Origin of the sequence: Pseudoalteromonas sp. S3785, assembly GCF_005887365.1 — a bacterium.
Lineage (GTDB): Bacteria > Pseudomonadota > Gammaproteobacteria > Enterobacterales > Alteromonadaceae > Pseudoalteromonas.
This window is the reverse complement of sequence record NZ_PNCT01000016.1, coordinates 1-17,316: the sequence shown is the minus strand read 5'-3', so window position 1 is coordinate 17,316 and position 17,316 is coordinate 1. Positions and strand designations below refer to the sequence as shown.

Sequence of the window (17,316 nt, the reverse complement as noted above, 5' to 3'; positions counted from 1 at the left end):
AATCTTTTCCTGCTTTTTGTAATCATTAACGGTATTAAGCGTTATTTAGTACGCAGCTCAATGCGCCCGCTTATGGTATCCATTTCAACACTTGCGCTACCACCATTAGCACTAAACTCTAAATCGCTTGCAGGGCCATATTTAGCCTTAATTACTTTATCGCTGGTAATTTTATTAATAATTTTACCATTGGCGTGCGCTTTAATCTCAAACTGAGCCGACACGCTTTGCGGGAAGTAAAAATCCGCATCGCCACTTACCGACTCATAGCGTACATCAGCCCCTTTTAACAGCTCACTGATGTGTATTTCAGCTTCGCCGTTTACAGTATTGATACGTAAGCTTTTAATGCTTGATAATGTAAAATCGATATCGCCATTTACGTTTTCTAATCGCACATCGTTTGCGGTTGTGCTTGATTTAATATCACCATTTACGGCGCTAAAGCGCAGCTCTCCGCTTGATTGCTTATCGTTTATTTCACCGTTTACGGTTTCAAATTGAATATTGCCGTTTAAGTTTTGTGCGTTTACATCGCCATTTACGGTGCTTAATTTAACAATGCCACTAATGTCATTTACCGTGATTTCACCGTTAACAACATCAACCTCAGCGCCTTTTTCAAGGGTTTGTGCAGTCACCGACACATTTACGCCAGCAAACTCTAAATGACTGTTTTTTGGCATAAATACCGTTAAGTTAGAGCCATCGCCATTATTACCCCACCCCAAATTACGTGGCATTTTTACTATAAATTCGGTTTTATCGCCTGTCGTTTTAAGCTCAAACCCTTCGGCCTTGTCATCAAGCTCGCCGGAGACTTTAAACTCGTTTTTATCCCAGCCAGTTATGTTTACATCGCCGCGTTGGTTTTCAATAAAAATAGTGCCGCCATTTGGCACCTCTATTTGTTTATCTATTTTTTCGCCCGCTAAAACGCTCAGTGGTAATAGGCTTAGCCCAAGTAAAATTGCTTTCATGTTATTCCCCTATATTTGCTGCCAACGCGGTGCATGCACCTTGTTAATTAAGTCGAGTTGTTGCTGGTAAACTTGCGCCAACATGGTCAGTAACGCCTGATTTTGTGGCTCGTTTTCAAGTGCCTGTTTAATTGCTTGCTCTGCTTCTTCAAGCTCTTGTAACTGTGCTTGCCAGTTATTGGTAAGCGCATCCTGGTTTTTGTACTGCACTAATAAACTTTGCTTTTGTGCTTTAAAGTAATCGCTCATAGCAACCACTTGGCTTGGCTCGTTATTGCTCATAAATATATTGATTGCTAGCAACGCCGCAGCGCTGCACGCAGCAATAGCGCTTAATTTAGGCCATAATGGCGCTTTAGTAGCACGTGGCTTAGCTGTAACGAGGGCATGCTCAATGCCCTGCCAAAGTGCTTTATTGGGCGCTATGTCTTTATTTAAGTTATTTAAAGACTCGTTTAAGTAGTCATCAAAATTTTGTTTACTCATGTTCGTACCACTCTTGTAATAACTGCCTTGCGCGATGATATTGTGACTTGCTCGACCCTACAGCCATACCCAGTTGCTTGGCTATTTCTTCGTGGCGGTAGCCTTCAATGGCATATAAAACAAACACCATGCGGGCACGCTCAGGTAAACGAACTATTAATTTATCGAGTCCGTTTAACCCTTTACAGCTTTGGGCGCTTTGCTCATCCATACCGCTTTGCTCTATGCTCACTACTTTGTTTAACCAGCTTTTGTGCTTACGCACATAACTAATGGCAATGTTGCTCGCTACGCTATATAACCAAGTAGAAAATTGTGAGCGTCCATCAAACTGCGCTATTTTATGCCACACCTGCACAAATACTTCTTGAGCGGCATCTTCAGCGTGCGCTTCATCAGCTAATAAGCGCAAACATAAACCGTAAACACGCTTTATATGCAGCTCATACAATGCTTTATAAGCATTTTGATCCCCCGCTTTAACACGCTCAATGAGTGCAAGGTCGCATAGGGGCGTGTGCTCGGGTTTTGTGTGTAACATCCGTGATGTCGCCTTTTAATTATTTTTATTTAAAAACGTGTATTAATGAGTGTATTGATTACTAAGACGCAAAGACAGACAAGAAAGGTTTAAACTAATAATAAAAATAGTTTAATAATTTTATATAGAAGGATTAGATGGGTATTAAAGAGGAGTTTTATATACAAAAAAGCCGCGCTAAAAGCACGGCTTTTTGGGCTTAATTAAAAATTAAGCTTCAGCAATAACGATTACTTTAATAGTAGCTGTTACGTCTGAGTGTACTGCGATTGCAACGTCGAATTCGCCAGTTTCACGGATAGTACCGTGAGGTAAACGAACTTCTGATTTAGCAACTTCAACACCAACAGCTGAGATAGCGTCAGCGATGTCACGAGTACCGATTGAACCGAATAGCTTACCTTCGTCACCAGCTTTAGATACTAAAGTAACTTCTGCTAATGCTTCTAGTTTGTCAGCGCGTGCTTGTGCTGCAGTTAACTGTTCAGCGATTTTCGCTTCTAAGTCTGCGCGACGAGCATCAAACGTTTCAATGTTTGCTTTAGTTGCAGGAACTGCCTTACCTTGCGGGAAAAGGAAGTTACGTGCGAAGCCAGATTTAACAACAACCTGGTCACCTAGGCCACCTAGGTTAGCGATCTTATCTAGTAGAATAACTTGCATGTTTCTACACCTTTTAAAAACTGTTAATCCGCTGCTTACTTATGTAAGTCAGTGTATGGAAGAAGGGCTAAGTAGCGAGCACGCTTAATAGCAGTTGCTAGCTGGCGCTGGTATTTAGCGCTAGTACCTGTAATACGGCTAGGTACGATTTTGCCACTTTCTGTAACATAGTTTCTAAGAGTAGCTAGATCTTTGTAATCGATTTGTTGTACGCCTTCCGCTTTAAAGCGGCAGAACTTACGACGTCTGAAATAACGTGCCATGAGATTAATTCCTCAAATAATTCTTTCTATATGCTGAGCATGCAAAACCAATTGGCTAAGGCCGTTACGACCTTCGTGGCGATTTAAAAAACCACTCACTTGCAATGCCTGCCCAACGTGCAAATGTTGAGTCTGTTGTTGCATTTGCTTACCACTGGCAACAACCTGAAGCCTAACGTAACTATTACGGTTAAGATCTGCCTCGGTTTGCATCGATTTATGTTCTACAACAAAAATACAATGCGGTATGCCTGCAGGGCTTTGGCTAAACTTGGGTGTTTTACAAACAACCCCCGATATAACCAGCTGATTCATATATGGGCTAACCATTACACTAACTGCTGACTACGTGCCATGCTAGGACTCAAAACAATTAAGCAGCTGGTGCTTCTTTCTTCTCTTCTCTTGCAAGAGGAGACGCTTCAGTTACTGCATTTTTAGTACGCATAACTAAGTTACGAAGCACTGCATCGTTGTAGCGGAAAGTAGTTTCTAGCTCGCTGATTACTTCAGTAGGTGCTTCAACGTTCATAAGAACATAATGAGCTTTGTGAAGCTTGTTGATTGGGTAAGCCAGTTGACGACGGCCCCAGTCTTCAAGACGGTGGATAGTACCACCCGCTTCAGTGATAGAACCAGTATAACGTTCGATCATACCAGATACTTGCTCACTCTGATCAGGGTGAACCATGAATACGATTTCGTAATGACGCATGGATATTCCTTACGGTTAATAGAGCCTTCTACCGTTTCGGCCGGTCGGTTTAAGGCAAGGAATTAATAGTGTAAAAGCCGAAATGAGCGCGCATTTTACGCTTAGATGGATAATTAAGCAAGCAGGTTTTTTAGGCTTTTATAAGAGCAGCTATCAGGATGATATTAATATGTATCCGCTTTATATCAAAGAGCAGAATTACGATAAGTGCATTGGGTTTGTATGTAGATGCAAAGCTTGCTTGCGTAAAAAGCGCAGCTTTTAATTACTTCCCCCCTCCATTTGCCCCTAAAATATAAACATTTACTCAAACCTAAAGGCGTGCAATTATTAAACAACACATTATTTAATAAGGATATTTATGAAGCTCTTACTCTCACTCGTGTTTGCACTTACCTTTAGTACCTCTTTTTTAAGCTACGCAAACACCGCTAAAACCGACATAATCGTTGGTAAAAAAGTCATTTTACAATCCAAAATACTTAACGAAGACAGGCCAATCAGAATTTTTATACCTAAGACTGTAAAAGACGATCAGCCCCTTTATGTTATTTATTTACTTGATGGTGTTGAGCACTTTCATACCGCCTCTGGTGTAGTTAAATCCCTTGTTGATTACGAGCAAATACCTAATGCCATGCTTGTTGCTATTGATACAACCAACCGCGTGCGTGATTACTTACCTAAAGTACAAGGTGAGCCAAAAACTGAGTTTCAAACCTTTGTAAAAAATAAATGGCCCGATGCTGGGCAAACCGACAATTTTTTAAAGTTTGTGTCTGACGAGCTCATGCCCTATATAAATAGCAATTACTCAACTAACGGCTACAACACCTTAATTGGTCACTCTAACGCAGGTACATTAGCGCTTTATACTTTAGTTAATCAGCCTGAATTATTTAACAACTACATTGCTATAAGCCCAAATGGTTGGTGGGGTGATGAAGAGTTAAAAAATAATATTATTAAATACACTAAATACCCTAAAGGCGCTCAAGAGTTATTTATTAGTGTAGCAAGTGAGGGCGCACGTTTTTATACCGGCGTATTAAATACGTTAGTAAATTTAGAACAACAAATGCCTACGCAGCTAAAATGGGAATATAAGCATTACCCAACATTTACTCATATGGGCACCATACTACCAGCCCTAAGTGATAGCCTAATTCATTTATTTAGCGACCTAATATTTAAAGTGACTGACGAGCACGGAAAGTTTGCCGATGTATCACTTATTACCGGTTACTACCAAGCATTGAGCGATAAGTACGGATTTAAGCTTAAAATTCCACAAGATGTCTACGTAGAATTTGCCCATCGCCAGCAAAAATTTGGTAACACTAAAAAAGCGATAACTACGCTTAAACACTTTACGCGTGATTACCCTAATGCGGCTTACTCGCACATGCGATTATCGCAAGGCTACACGGCTGACAAACAGTTTAAAGAGGCTGTTACTAGCATGAAACACGCACTAAAGCTTGCTAAACAAAACTCACGAGACCCACTGTTAATTGATGCACTACAAGATATGGTGAAGGAAGCCCAAGCCAATTTATAACTAATTTAACGCTAAGCATTTTAACTAAGGATAAATACAAGCGACACTCATCGCATCAGCAAGCTAAACGCCTACAGGTAAAATTAAGCGCAGTGTTAAACTTTGCATGTAGACGCTGAGCTTGCTCGCGTGAAAAGCGCAGCTTTTAATCTGTTTCACACTACTTAAAAACAAAAAACCGATGTTTAAACTAAACATCGGTTTTTCTTTGCTGAAAGCTGACAGCTAAAAACTGACCACTTTACTTTCTCGTTGGGTTTCGCTTCGCTCTTCCCAACCGACTTATTTGCCTATCGCTTCTTTGGCGAACAGGTGTTTTATTGGGCCTAGGTTATCAACGAGTGATAGCCCGACTCCACGTATCAGTTTTTTAACCGGATTTGCACCTTCAAATAACTCTTTAAGCCCTTGCATCATGGCTATGTGCTTTTGCGCGTCGAGCTTGCGGGTACGCTCGTAATCGCGAAGTGTACGGGTACTTGCAAACTCTTTACTGCCCCTTATTAAAAGCTCAATTAAATACGCGGCGTCTTTCAGACCTAGGTTCATACCAAGCCCTGCAAGTGGGTGAATGGTATGAGCTGCATCGCCTATTAACACCACTTTGCCGCTTACCCATTGCTGGGCGTAGCGCATTTTAAGTGGAAAGGCTACGCGTTTACTTTGCACTTCACACAGGCCACATTGGCCATCGATTGCAGCCATTACCGCTTTATTAAAGGCGGTGTCGTCCATTGCAAGCAATTCATCACAGTGGTTTGGGCTGGTAGACCATACAATAGAATGGGTGTTGGCATCGCTTAGTGGTAAAAATGCCAGTGGCCCTGTTGGTAAAAACACTTGGCGCGCAGTGTTTGCATGTGGCTCTTTGGTTTTAACCGTAGCAACGAGTGCATGGTGGTCGTAATCTTTAAAGCTGAGCGCCATATTAAATTGTTTACGAATAGCCGAATTTGCGCCATCGGCGGCCACCAGCAGTTTAGCAATAATAGGCTCACCACTTTTAAGGGTTATAAATACGTCGGACTCACTTTGGTGTATTTGTTGATACTGCGTATCAAACATGAGTGTGGCACTTGCTTGTTGCGCGAGCTCTTTTATAAGTGCAAAACGAATAATATCGTTCTCTACTATGTGACCTAAGTGATCAATCTCAAGTTGCTCGTTATTAAAAGTTATTTTACCAAAACTGTCGGCGTCGCGTACGTCCATATGCGTATAGGCACACGCTCGCTCTGCCATTATGTGTGGCCACACGTTTAATTGCTCAAACAAAGTTTGGCTTGCTATGCTCAACGCACTTACGCGTAATCCGTACTCATCACTTGGCGGTAATTGCTTTGGCGCGGCGTCTAACACCACAACACTTACATTGGCCTTAGCGAGTCCTAACGCGAGGGTTAACCCTACGCAGCCGCCACCCACTATACAAACCTGTGCTTGCTTCATAAACGTGTACCTTGTTTAACTTGCCCCATTAGCTGCTTTGCCAACGGTGCTTTTAATGCAGGAAATAAATCCATTGAGAAAAGCCCAATGCTGCGCCCAAATGCTAAAACCCGTGACGAGTTTGAAAAAAGCCTTACCAGTGCATCGGTTAATGTCATTACCGTTTTTATATCGCTACTACGCTTTAGTGAATACTCACGTGTAAACGCATAACTGCCTAACTCGTTTTTACTTGTTGCGATTAAATGACTAAGTACCTGCACATCACGCAGGCCTAAATTAAAGCCCTGCCCTGCAATGGGGTGAATAGCATGCGCGGCGTTACCAATAACTACCGTGCGATGCGCCGTTAATGATTCTGCTTGGCCATAAACAAGCGGGTAGCTTGTGCGTGTGCCCACTTTTGTAAATTGCCCCGCTCGGTAACCAAATGCACGTTGTAACGTATTTAAAAAATCGCTTTCGTTTAAGGCTGTATGCAGCTCAACTTGCGGCTTTGCCATGCACCATACTAATGAATAACGGTTATTGCTCATCGGTAAAAGTGCCATAGGGCCGTGCTCGGTGAAGCGCTCGTAGGCATGGTTGTTGTGCCCACCTGCAACTTCAACATTGGCAATAATAGCGCCTTGCTCATAAGGCTGAGTATTAAAACGTAAACCAAGTAATTTTCGGGTTGGTGATTGCGCGCCGTCGGCAATAACAAGTAGCTTAGCGTTTAATTTTTCACCACTTCGCAAGCTTACTTCATTATTGTTTAAGCCTTGCTTAATACTGTTTACGCTATCGGGGCAATAAAGTGTAATACTCGCTTGTGTTAAACGCTGATACAGTGCGCGGCCAAACGGGTTTACTTCAACTACATAACCTAATGAAGGTTTAGCAAATTCGTCGCAATAAATATGTGCTTTACCAAAGTGACCACGATCCGACACGCTTACTTTTTTTATTGCTGCTGTGTATGGCGCACTTGGCTCAAATAAATTTAACTGCTGTAAATATTCTACCGATTGCTGTGCAAGGGCAATACTTCTGTCATCAAAACTTGGGTGGTAATCGCCCGAGACTTGGTTTGCCTCTACCACCGCGATAGTCAGTGAAGGATTTGTTTTAGCAATGCTTAGCACACAACTTGCCCCTGCAAGCCCGCCCCCAATAACAACGACATCAAACTGCTTAGCCACTTTACTCTCCAAGCTTATGCGCTTTTAGCGCTTTGCATTAGCGCTTCTATATCGTTTATGGTTTTAGGCACACTTTGAGTGAGGTTTTCGTGCCCTGATTCGGTGATCAAAAGGTTATCTTCAATACGAATACCAATGCCTTTATATTGCTGCGGTGCGCTTGAATCTTCACTTATATAAAGCCCAGGCTCTATGGTTAAAACCATGCCTGGCTCAAATGCGCGCTCAACGTTATTTTGTTTGTAATCGCCCACATCATGAACATCTAACCCCAGCCAGTGCCCAAGCCCGTGCATGTAATATTCTTTACAGGCCCCTTTTGCCATTAGCTCATCAAAGTCACCGGTTAAAATACCTAAATCGAGTAACCCTTGGGTCATTACTTCCATGGCTCGTTTATTGGCGTGCGACATAAAACCACCGGGTTTAACTTCTTCAAAAGCCACTTCTTGCGCTTTAAGTACAATGTTATAAAGTGCGGCTTGCGCCTCGCTAAATTTGCCATTAACCGGAAAAGTACGTGTAATATCGGCGGCGTAGCCTTGTAGCTCACAACCAGAGTCAATCAATACTAAATCGCCCGCTTTTAACACATCGCTATTTTGTGTGTAATGCAAAATATTAGCGTTATCGCCACTACCCACAATGGTGCCGTACGCTGGGTGTCGGGCACCGTGCATTGCATAATGATGATGCAGCTCAGCCTCTAGCTGAAATTCAGTAGCGCCGGGGTGTGAATAGCGCATTGCGCGCATATGTCCGCGGGCACTTAGCTCGCAGCCTTCGCGCATAATGTTTACCTCGCTGGGCGATTTAAACAAACGCATTTCATGAATCAGGCCGCGTACTTCTTTAATGGTACTTGGTGCTTTGAGGCCTTTTCGCGCACCGCTTCTAAGCGTACTTAACAAGGTAAATACTTTGGTATCAAAGTGTGGGTAAGCGCCTTGTGCATAAAATAAAATCTGCTGACCGTTAACCAAATCTAATAATTGTTCAGTTAGCTCACTTAATGCGTAAGTTTCGTCGAATAAGTACTCAGTTTTAGCTTTTTCGAAGCCAATTCTGCGGCCATGCCAAATTTCGGCTTGTTTGTCTTTATCAAGACAAAATAGCGTACTAGGTGTGTCGCTGTTATTACACAGCACTAAAACAGCATCGGGCTCGTTAAAACCGGTTAAGTAAAAAAAGTCACTGTCTTGCCTAAAGGCATATTCAGTATCGCGACTACGCGTTACTTCACTGGCCGCAGGTATAATAGCCACACTGTTTGCGTCCATTTGTGAAATTAAGCGCTCACGGCGTGCTTTAAATTCTGACTTTTGTATTTCAACCATGCTTTAACAACCCGTTATATTTTAAATTAATGTAGTGTTTTTTTAGGTGCTTTTTCTTTACCTAGCTCGGCAAAACAAAGCAATGCCGATACACGCACATATTCAATCACTTCATGAAGGGCTTGGCTGTCTTCTTCGGTTTCGTCAAACATAGTATCTAGGCGTGTAATTTCGCTAAAATCGCTAATCACTTCTTTTACATCTGCCGATAACTTACCGTAATCTTTTTGTTTTAAACCAAATCCAAGCATAAATCCTGCAACCCATGATACGAGTCCATTGGCTTGATCGATGAGAGTTTCATCATCGCTTGGTAAAAATAAATCAAACGCAAAAGCTTCATCGTTAAAGCTAGCCACGACTTGCTTATAAATGGTGCCAAAAAATTGTTTTAAGTCGTTACTAAACGCTTGGCCATCATTAAATACATCACTTAATAGACCTAAGTATTCTTTATCATCAATACTTAAACCACAGGCCAGTAGTCCGCTAATTACACCATGCGCTTCTGCCGGTGAGACAAAAATTTCGTTTTTTTCTAAAAGCAGCTGGGCTTTTTGGTAATCTGGTAAGTCGCTCATGTTTATATCTTCGCTTTGCTAGTTAAGGCAATGCTACCACTCGATAAAAAGCAACTCCAATTAATTGTATGATCCCGCTCAAAAAGTAGTACGATAAGTAAATAGCGCGTTACCAGCGGGCAAAAACTGCTCGAACGATTGAATTTTTTTCGTTTGGGGTTTAAGGAATGGATTATGTCTTATATACTGAACTTGTTCCCTGGGGTGTCGGAGTTTGGTTAAGTCCCTGAGCCGATAAATTTTATACCAGGATTTCTGTTCGTCTACTATTGTGCAAGCTCGGCATGTACCGAGAAGCCTACGGTAGACCGCAGCTTTCCGCCCTGAAACCTTCTGGTTTCAGGACTGACGCCGAACACCACACGCTTGGGGAACACCTTCTTATTTTTATACTCCCTCTTATTACCTAATCATTTTTTTGCTATACCTTCGTACATTATTTTTATAATTTTTTGGCAAAAAAAAGCTGCAATTGACATTAATCAACCACAGCTTAGCCCTAGAACACATTTCGGTATTTATCTAAACCAACCCTGAAAGCGCTCCATCAGCATATAGTTTACTGGCACTAATATAAGTGTAATAAACGTAGCAAACACAATACCAAAGCCAAGGCTTACTGCCATTGGAATTAAAAACTGTGCTTGTGTCGCCTTTTCAAATAGTAGCGGCATTAAACCAATAAAGGTGGTTAAACTGGTTAGCATTACTGGGCGAAAACGTGCAGCCCCTGCAAGTTTAACCGCATCAATAATTTTGCCGCCTTCACTGCGTTTTTTATTAATAAAATCAACTAAAACTAGCGAGTCATTTACCACAACACCAATGAGTGCAAGCATACCTAACAAACTCATAATGGTTAAATCCATGCTCATGATCCAATGCCCAACCACGGCACCAATCATGCCAAACGGTATTACGCTCATTACAATAATTGGCTGCATGTACGATTTAAGCGGTATTGCTAGTAATGCATAAATTATAAAGAACACAAAAATGAGCGCCCAGCCAAGTGAGCCAAACGACTCTCTTTGCTCTTTAGCTTCACCTTCGAGTTTGTAATCAACACCTGGGTATTGCTGCATTAAACCATCTAAATACTCAGCTAAATCTGCCTGAAGCACCGTCATGTTGGTATTATCTTTTTCAATATCAGCGGTAATATTTAAAGTACGATAACGATCAATTCGATTAATTGTTGATGGGCTTTGCCCTGCACTTAGCGTAGCTACATGTGATAACGGTACTGAGCCACCTGAGGGGGTGTCTATTAGTATGTTTTTCAAATCAGCAACTGAGCGACGTTCATCAATAGGTAAACGCACCATTACACGTACATCATCGCGACCACGTTGAATACGCTGTACCTGAGAGCCATAAAACGAGCTGCGTACCTGTCCTGCAACATCGGATCTATTTAATCCAAGCGCTAAACCTTGATCGGTAAGCTCTATGCGTAACTCTTCTTTACCGTCAGACATACTATCTGCAATATCAAATACCGTTGGGTAAGTCGCCAAGCGTGTTTTAATATGATCAGCTACATCTTGTAAAATAGTTAACGAGGTACCGCTTAGCTGCACATCTATTGGATCTGAACTTCGTCCTATTTCAGCTCTGAACGTGAGGCTTTCTGCCCCAGGTATAATCCCAATTAAATCACGCCACTCACTTGCAAGCTCACTTGAACCTATGTCTGATTCGCGCTCTTCAGCAGGTGTAATTTCAAAGCGCACAGAGCCTGAGTTTGAAACGCCTCCACGCCCGCCAGTTGTTGCTAATATATTTAAAATAACGCTCTCGCCGGTATCTGGGTCGCGGTATTTCTCTTGTAATTGCTGCGCTTTTTGCGACATATCAATCACGTATTTATTAGTCACTTCAAACGGAGTGCCGGTAGGTAGCGTAAGCTCTACTTTTATCGTTTCGCTTGGGATGCGTGGGAAAAATACAAACTTTGTCCAACCACTGGTGATCATCGTTAATATGATACAAAACACGCCGATAAATAAGCTAACTGATGCCAGCTTATGGCGTAGCGCTAAATTTAATATTGGTTGGTAATACTTCAAGATAGCGTTTTCAAATCCATCTGCAAAACGCTGTTGAAGAACATCAAATTTTGAAGGCTTACTTTGTTCATGACGCAGTTTTATATATTTTAAATGCGCCGGTAATACAAATTTAGATTCAATCAATGAGAATAGTAATACCGGAATAACCACTACCGGAATTTGAGCAAATAAGGCACCCCGCGCTCCTTCAATAAAGGCTAAAGGTAGGAATGCGGCAACGGTTGTTAATACACCAAAAGTGACGGGAGTTGCGACCTCTTGAGTACCCATAATGGCAGCTTGTTCGCCAGACTTGGCTGTTTTTAAATGAGTATAAACGTTCTCCCCCGTTACTATGGCGTCGTCCACTACAATACCTAGCACTAATATAAAGCCAAATAAGCTCATAATATTAAGTGTTACGCCAAATATAGGCATGGCTATAAACGCGCCCATAAACGAAACAGGAATACCAATAAACACCCAAAATGCAATCGCCGGGCGTAAAAATAAAGTAAGTAAAGCAAGGACTAAAATACCGCCTTGTAGCGCATTAGTCGTTAAGGTTGAAATACGGCTTTTTACAAGCTCCGAGTCATCATCCCAGTAACTAAGTTCGAATCCTTGAGGAAGCGAACTTTGCTCCTCTTTAATGTAATTTTTTACATCATCCGCAACTGCAATCGCGCTTTGCGGACCAATTCGATACACATCAATAAAGGCCGCTTGCTTACCATTAAAGCGAGTACGCACTGGGGTTTCTTCAAAGTCATCTTTGATTAATGCAATATCCCCTAGACGAATAATGGTGCCATCAGCTTGGTTTTTTACCACGATGCTGGCAAATTCATCTTTACGATAAGCTTGCCCTTTGGAGCTAATAAGTACATCTCCCCCTTGCGTTTTTAAGTTACCGGCAGAAATATCTTTGCTCGAATTAGCGACAGCGCTGGATATCTCTGCAAGGCTTAAATCGTACTGACGAAGGGTATCTTGGCTTACTTCTATAGCAATTTCGTAATCACGAACACCACTTAGCTCTACTTGCGTTACGTTGGGCAGACGCAAAATATCATCGCGAACTTTTTCGGCGTATTCAAGGGTTTCTTTTTCGCCATAAACACTTGATACAGTAACAGCAATTACATCTCTAATGCGCTCAGCAAGAGCCACTACAGGCTTTTCAGCATCAGCGGGAAAGGTATTTATGGCATCTACGCGACTTTTTATATCAGCGAGTAATTCACGAGGGTCGTAGCCGCTTTCTACTTCGATAGTAACAGAACCAGAACCTTCTGATGAGCGACTAAATATTTGTTTAATGCCCTCTAAGTCTTGAACTGCTTCTTCTATACGTATAGTCACCCCTTGCTCTACATCTTCTGGTGTTGAGCCCAATAAGCTTACATTTACGCTTATCATATCAGTTTCAAAAGACGGAAAAACTTCAAGCGGTATCTTATTTGATAAACTAAAAAGCCCCGACAATAATAATGTTACTAATAATAAATTGGCAGCAACATGGTTTTTAGTAAACCAAGCTATCATGGTCTGCCTCCTTGTTTTTCAGCGCGGCGCTTTTTCATTAACTCTTCAACGCTAATACCAAGCTCTTTTGCTTTTTCCTCAAGCTGCTCTGGTGACATGCGCTTTCCTCTGCCTTGCCCCTGCGCACTTTTTCCTTTGGTTTGCTCTGCATTTTGCTCACCTAAAATACTCACTTGAGTACCTGAACTCACTTGTCCAAGTGGTGTAAGCACCAATTTATCGCCCGCAGTTAGGCCTGTTTTGATCATTGCCTGTGTTGCGTTTTGCCAAGCAAGTGTGATGTCTTTGCGTTTAAGTACACCCTCTTGCACTATGTAAACGTAAGTGCCTTGGTAAATTGTGCTATTAGGAATTATGAGTGCATCAGACACTGTTTTACCTGTAATTTGCGCCTTTATGTATTGTCCTATTTTTATAGGGTATTGATTATTAGCTGTCGCTTTGTATGGATCATCAATTTTAGCAACAACATAAAGTTGCTGTGCATTTTCATCTATAGCGCCTTCGGTGCGTGTAAGCTGCCCTTGCCATTGCTGCTCTCCTACTAAATCAGAGGTAAACTCAACTAAAGAACCGGCTTGGTTTTTAGCGCCATCACGGTACTGCTCTGGTAAATTAACAAACGACAAATCTTTATTTTTAATAGGTAGGCGGATCTCAACACTGTCGATTGCATAAATTGTGGCAAGTTGCGTGTTATTACTCACCACTTGCCCTAAGTCAACACTGCGACTAAGTATACGCCCAGCATAAGGCGCAGTTACTTTTGTACGCTCTAAATCAAGCTGTGCTTTTTCAAGTGCAGCCTGCGCTGACAAAACTTCTGCCTCAGCGGCTGCTAATTGGGGTTCACGTAGCACTAAGCTACTTGCTTTTTCAGAGCCACCTAAACGCTGCCAATCAGTTATGGCTTGCTGTCCTCGGGCTTTTTCTTCAAGTAAGCTTTGCTCTGCACTTAATAAATTAGCTTGTGCCGATTTAACTTCAGCTTGATGATCTCTATCATCTAGTTGTAAAAGTACATCGCCTTTTTCAAAAAAACCGCCTTCTCTAAAATCATCGCTTACGTCAATTATTTGCCCCGAAGCCTGGGCTACCAATAAGCTTTGCGTACGCGGTTTTACCGTGCCATAGCTGTCTATCATAATTTGATAGTTTTGCGGTTTTAGCTCTAGTGCCGAAACACTTATTATTGCTTTAGGTGGCTTACCTGAACGCCTAGCTTCTGGTGGATTACCTTTAATAAACATAACAATTAATAAAGTCGCCACAATAACTACGGCAGGAATTAAAATTTTTGCAGTTTTAGTTTTCATCGTTATTGCTCTTTAGTTCACTTGAGGGGTTTGCAAAATCACCACCAAGGGCAATGTGTAAGTTAATTCTGTTAGCTATTAATTGGTTTTTGATCTCAATTAAAGAGCTTTGCGCGTCAAAAGAACGGTCTTGGGCATCAAGTACTGTTGTATAAGTCACCAAGCCACTTTGATACTGCTCAAACGAAAGCTGCTCTGCTGCAAGGGCGTTTTCTTGTGCCTCTAGTGTGCTTGTATATTGAGCTTTGAGGGACTGCTGCTGCGAAATTGCATTTTCAACATCGCCAAAAGTGTCATAAAGCGTTTGTAAATAAAGCTGCTCTTGCTTTTGAGTATTAAGACGCGCTATTTCTTCATTTGCTTCTAAGCGCCCGCCTTCAAAAAGCGGTGCTGAAATACTACCTAATAACGACCATGCAAGGCTTGAAGGAGAAAATAAATCGCTCACTCTGTCAGTGCTATCACTCAAAGAAGCCGTTAAATTTAAACTAGGAAAACGCAGTTTGTGTGCATAAGCTAAAGCTGCATCGGTAGCTAAAAGCTCATACCAGCTAGCACGCAATGTGGGTTTGCGCGTTATAAGTTCTGATGGTAAACCTAAAGGTATATCGGTATTAATAACGGGTAAGTCACTATTAGCGCTAATAGCACCTTTTGGATATTCGCCTAGTAGGCGTTCAAGAATACGCGATGAAGCCGATAAATTGGCTTGCTGCGTCGCTATGCGAGTGCGCTCAGTGTTAAGCTCGTTTCGAGCAAGGTACACATCAAGTGCTTCATTAATACCCTGACGATAGCCTGATTCAATTATTTCGAGCCTTTGTTGGGCGTTTTCTTCTCTGCGTTTAAATAGATCTAGCAACTGCTGCGCTGAAACGACATCAAACCAACTGGTAACAACATCTGCGACCAGTTGCTGCTTGGCTTGCTCAAAGCGTGCTTGTTGAGCTAAATAGTTAAGATTAGCCTCACGCTTAGAATCAGACAATTTACCCCATAAATCAACTTCATAAGTTAAATCTAAACTGACTGAGCTTGCGTTATCGTAACTAACAGGACGATTATCTTTACTTCGACTTGTGCGAGCAGATAAATCTAGGCTTGGCCAAAGTGCTGCGCCAGATACTATTAGCTGCTGCTTTTGAATCTCAACATCATAGCTTGTTTGTAAAAGTTGCTGGTTGTTTTTAAGCGCTTGTTTTACAAACTTATCAAGCGTAGGGTTTTGTAACTGTGTAAGCCAATCGTTTTTTACTGCCAATACTGAATTTGATGCTTTTTGTTGCCACTGTTTTGGCACATCATCGGGCTGCTCTAAACGCTGAGACGAGTTTAAACTACTCGCACAGCCGCTAAGCAGCATCACGCTAATTGCCAATAAAGTTGGCTTGTATTGCCAAATCATATTTAAACCTAATTACTGCCATTTATGAATGTAATTCAAGCACTTTGGCAAATTTTGCTCAACTTACTTTACATAACATTACATACGTTGAGATGAATTAACATAATAGTCAGTTATTATAAAAACCGGCAGGTAATTTGGAGGGTATTTATACAAAAAAGCAAATAGCGTGTAATACACTATTTGCTAAACGGGATATGTAGTGTTGTTAAATACAAGCTTTAAATTTCTTTAACAAAACTCATGTATTGCTGCATATCGCCAACAACTGCTTGCGCTAATAATTCGCTTGTTTTTACTGCGTACGGCTGCTTAAAGTGAATATCCCACAACGCAGATTCATTGCGCCAATGTTCATAAACAACTAATGTATCGTCGTTATTTTCGATACTATATAAATCAAACACTAGGTTACCAGGCTCCTGACTGCGCGTTTGCGCGACGTGAGTTGCGAAACGCTCAATGACTTTATTTTTAAAACTTGGCTTAATTTTAAAAATAAAAAACACAATACATATATCGTCTTCAGGGTTAACAGATTTTGTATTACGCTCATGTAGCGGAGCTGGCACTGTATTTTCTAATAACATGACATGTGGCGCCGATTGGCTAATTTCAGGCAACGCATTTAACAAGGTTTGTGTGTAATCCTGTGCGCCATGGTAATCAACTGCATTTTGATCTTCAAAACGCTCATAAGCAAAAAAGACGCCTGGCTCGTTTTTATCTTGATATAAACGCATCTCTAAAAGACCTGTTTCGGCCTTAGCGCCTTGCTTGTCTTCTTCTAGTAGCGCTTTGAATTGTGCGATGTGCTCGTCTTTAATATCAAACTTAACAATTTGCGTGATCATAATTAGCTCCAGCTTTAAATGACTTATACCAATACGCTTAATTAAGTGATCTATTTTGCGGATTAGTATTATTTAGGCTAAAAGTGCCCTGCATTTTATTACTAAAATCAATCATATTGATGAGTAAATAAATGGAGTGAGTAATAACAGCACCTAACCTTTTAATGAGGCAATTATGCGCATGCAAACAAGGGAGAAAAAGAGAGGATAAGCCCAATTAATATGGACTGTTTTATCCATAATAAATTTTAAGCAAAAAAAAGCCCTGCATGTGTATGCAGGGCTTTAATATAAATGGTGCCTCGACCCGGAATCGAACCAGGGACACGAGGATTTTCAATCCTCTGCTCTACCAACTGAGCTATCGAGGCACTTAATC

The 17,316-nt window shown here is 41.5% G+C and carries 16 protein-coding genes, 1 tRNA gene and 1 other RNA gene; 2 read left to right on the top strand and 16 right to left on the bottom strand.

What is annotated here, in order from left to right:
* Positions 1-41: 41 nt before the first annotated feature.
* The 7 genes from CWC17_RS04905 to rpsF all read right to left on the bottom strand — a co-directional run bounded on the left by CWC17_RS04905 (position 42) and on the right by rpsF (position 3,648).
* Positions 42-980, bottom strand: a complete 939-nt coding sequence (locus CWC17_RS04905) for a DUF4097 family beta strand repeat-containing protein (protein ID WP_138612245.1) — start codon at positions 978-980, stop codon at positions 42-44.
* 9 nt (positions 981-989) lie between these two features.
* A complete protein-coding gene (locus tag CWC17_RS04900; protein ID WP_138612244.1) occupies positions 990-1,466 on the bottom strand; it encodes a hypothetical protein in 477 nt (158 codons plus the stop codon).
* Positions 1,459-2,007 carry an RNA polymerase sigma factor gene (locus CWC17_RS04895; RefSeq protein ID WP_055018739.1) on the bottom strand — a complete coding sequence of 183 codons (549 nt, stop codon included), beginning with the start codon at positions 2,005-2,007 and terminating at the stop codon, positions 1,459-1,461. Before CWC17_RS04895 ends, CWC17_RS04900 begins: the two co-directional genes overlap by 8 nt.
* A 210-nt stretch (positions 2,008-2,217) precedes the next feature.
* Positions 2,218-2,670, bottom strand: coding sequence for a 50S ribosomal protein L9 (gene rplI / locus CWC17_RS04890; RefSeq protein WP_004588457.1), 453 nt, complete (start codon positions 2,668-2,670; stop codon positions 2,218-2,220).
* 35 nt (positions 2,671-2,705) lie between these two features.
* Complete coding sequence (rpsR, locus tag CWC17_RS04885) at positions 2,706-2,933, bottom strand: 30S ribosomal protein S18 (protein ID WP_002962753.1); 228 nt, start codon at positions 2,931-2,933, stop codon at positions 2,706-2,708.
* Between the two features lie 12 nt (positions 2,934-2,945).
* Positions 2,946-3,263, bottom strand: coding sequence for a primosomal replication protein N (gene priB, locus CWC17_RS04880; protein WP_004588456.1), 318 nt, complete (start codon positions 3,261-3,263; stop codon positions 2,946-2,948).
* 43 nt (positions 3,264-3,306) lie between these two features.
* A complete protein-coding gene (gene rpsF / locus CWC17_RS04875; protein WP_004588455.1) occupies positions 3,307-3,648 on the bottom strand; it encodes a 30S ribosomal protein S6 in 342 nt (113 codons plus the stop codon).
* A 361-nt stretch (positions 3,649-4,009) separates the two neighbouring features.
* Here rpsF and CWC17_RS04870 point away from each other — a divergent pair, with 361 nt between their 5' ends.
* Complete coding sequence (locus tag CWC17_RS04870; protein ID WP_138612243.1) at positions 4,010-5,209, top strand: alpha/beta hydrolase-fold protein; 1,200 nt, start codon at positions 4,010-4,012, stop codon at positions 5,207-5,209.
* Positions 5,210-5,491: 282 nt separating this feature from the next.
* Here CWC17_RS04870 and CWC17_RS04865 read toward each other — a convergent pair whose 3' ends face one another.
* Genes CWC17_RS04865 through CWC17_RS04850 form a run of 4 tightly spaced genes read right to left on the bottom strand, consistent with a single transcriptional unit; the run spans position 5,492 to position 9,760 of the window.
* Positions 5,492-6,658, bottom strand: coding sequence for an FAD-dependent monooxygenase (locus tag CWC17_RS04865; protein WP_138612242.1), 1,167 nt, complete (start codon positions 6,656-6,658; stop codon positions 5,492-5,494).
* A complete protein-coding gene (gene ubiH / locus CWC17_RS04860; RefSeq protein ID WP_138612241.1) occupies positions 6,655-7,842 on the bottom strand; it encodes a 2-octaprenyl-6-methoxyphenyl hydroxylase in 1,188 nt (395 codons plus the stop codon). Before ubiH ends, CWC17_RS04865 begins: the two co-directional genes overlap by 4 nt.
* Before the next feature lie 14 nt (positions 7,843-7,856).
* The gene (gene pepP / locus CWC17_RS04855) at positions 7,857-9,179 is read right to left on the bottom strand and encodes a Xaa-Pro aminopeptidase (RefSeq protein ID WP_138612240.1); all 1,323 of its coding nucleotides are present in this window, start codon (positions 9,177-9,179) and stop codon (positions 7,857-7,859) included.
* A 26-nt stretch (positions 9,180-9,205) separates the two neighbouring features.
* Positions 9,206-9,760, bottom strand: a complete 555-nt coding sequence (locus CWC17_RS04850; protein ID WP_004589599.1) for a UPF0149 family protein — start codon at positions 9,758-9,760, stop codon at positions 9,206-9,208.
* Positions 9,761-9,953: 193 nt separating this feature from the next.
* Between CWC17_RS04850 and ssrS the strand changes: the two genes are divergently transcribed.
* Positions 9,954-10,137, top strand: a non-coding RNA gene (gene ssrS, locus CWC17_RS04845) — 6S RNA.
* 141 nt (positions 10,138-10,278) lie between these two features.
* Here the strand turns inward: ssrS and CWC17_RS04840 are convergent.
* From CWC17_RS04840 to CWC17_RS04820, 5 genes are all read right to left on the bottom strand, one after another.
* Positions 10,279-13,362: an efflux RND transporter permease subunit gene (locus CWC17_RS04840; RefSeq protein ID WP_138612239.1), complete on the bottom strand. Its 3,084-nt coding sequence runs from the start codon at positions 13,360-13,362 to the stop codon at positions 10,279-10,281.
* Complete coding sequence (locus CWC17_RS04835; RefSeq protein WP_138612238.1) at positions 13,359-14,678, bottom strand: efflux RND transporter periplasmic adaptor subunit; 1,320 nt, start codon at positions 14,676-14,678, stop codon at positions 13,359-13,361. Before CWC17_RS04835 ends, CWC17_RS04840 begins: the two co-directional genes overlap by 4 nt.
* Entirely contained in the window at positions 14,668-16,083 is a 1,416-nt protein-coding gene (locus CWC17_RS04830) for an efflux transporter outer membrane subunit (RefSeq protein WP_138612237.1), read from the bottom strand. Before CWC17_RS04830 ends, CWC17_RS04835 begins: the two co-directional genes overlap by 11 nt.
* A 221-nt stretch (positions 16,084-16,304) precedes the next feature.
* Positions 16,305-16,937, bottom strand: a complete 633-nt coding sequence (locus CWC17_RS04825; RefSeq protein ID WP_138612236.1) for a putative quinol monooxygenase — start codon at positions 16,935-16,937, stop codon at positions 16,305-16,307.
* Between the two features lie 295 nt (positions 16,938-17,232).
* A tRNA-Phe gene (locus CWC17_RS04820) sits at positions 17,233-17,308 on the bottom strand.
* Between the last annotated feature and the right edge of the window lie 8 nt (positions 17,309-17,316).

Bases quoted from the DNA above. Each gene is read 5' to 3' on its own strand.
- CWC17_RS04905 (WP_138612245.1), bottom strand. From the start codon at position 980: ATGAAAGCAATTTTACTTGGGCTAAGCCTATTACCACTGAGCGTTTTA.
- CWC17_RS04900 (WP_138612244.1), bottom strand. From the start codon at position 1,466: ATGAGTAAACAAAATTTTGATGACTACTTAAACGAGTCTTTAAATAAC.
- CWC17_RS04895 (WP_055018739.1), bottom strand. From the start codon at position 2,007: ATGTTACACACAAAACCCGAGCACACGCCCCTATGCGACCTTGCACTC.
- rplI (WP_004588457.1), bottom strand. From the start codon at position 2,670: ATGCAAGTTATTCTACTAGATAAGATCGCTAACCTAGGTGGCCTAGGT.
- rpsR (WP_002962753.1), bottom strand. From the start codon at position 2,933: ATGGCACGTTATTTCAGACGTCGTAAGTTCTGCCGCTTTAAAGCGGAA.
- priB (WP_004588456.1), bottom strand. From the start codon at position 3,263: ATGGTTAGCCCATATATGAATCAGCTGGTTATATCGGGGGTTGTTTGT.
- rpsF (WP_004588455.1), bottom strand. From the start codon at position 3,648: ATGCGTCATTACGAAATCGTATTCATGGTTCACCCTGATCAGAGTGAG.
- CWC17_RS04870 (WP_138612243.1), top strand. From the start codon at position 4,010: ATGAAGCTCTTACTCTCACTCGTGTTTGCACTTACCTTTAGTACCTCT.
- CWC17_RS04865 (WP_138612242.1), bottom strand. From the start codon at position 6,658: ATGAAGCAAGCACAGGTTTGTATAGTGGGTGGCGGCTGCGTAGGGTTA.
- pepP (WP_138612240.1), bottom strand. From the start codon at position 9,179: ATGGTTGAAATACAAAAGTCAGAATTTAAAGCACGCCGTGAGCGCTTA.
- CWC17_RS04850 (WP_004589599.1), bottom strand. From the start codon at position 9,760: ATGAGCGACTTACCAGATTACCAAAAAGCCCAGCTGCTTTTAGAAAAA.
- CWC17_RS04840 (WP_138612239.1), bottom strand. From the start codon at position 13,362: ATGATAGCTTGGTTTACTAAAAACCATGTTGCTGCCAATTTATTATTA.
- CWC17_RS04835 (WP_138612238.1), bottom strand. From the start codon at position 14,678: ATGAAAACTAAAACTGCAAAAATTTTAATTCCTGCCGTAGTTATTGTG.
- CWC17_RS04830 (WP_138612237.1), bottom strand. From the start codon at position 16,083: ATGATTTGGCAATACAAGCCAACTTTATTGGCAATTAGCGTGATGCTG.
- CWC17_RS04825 (WP_138612236.1), bottom strand. From the start codon at position 16,937: ATGATCACGCAAATTGTTAAGTTTGATATTAAAGACGAGCACATCGCA.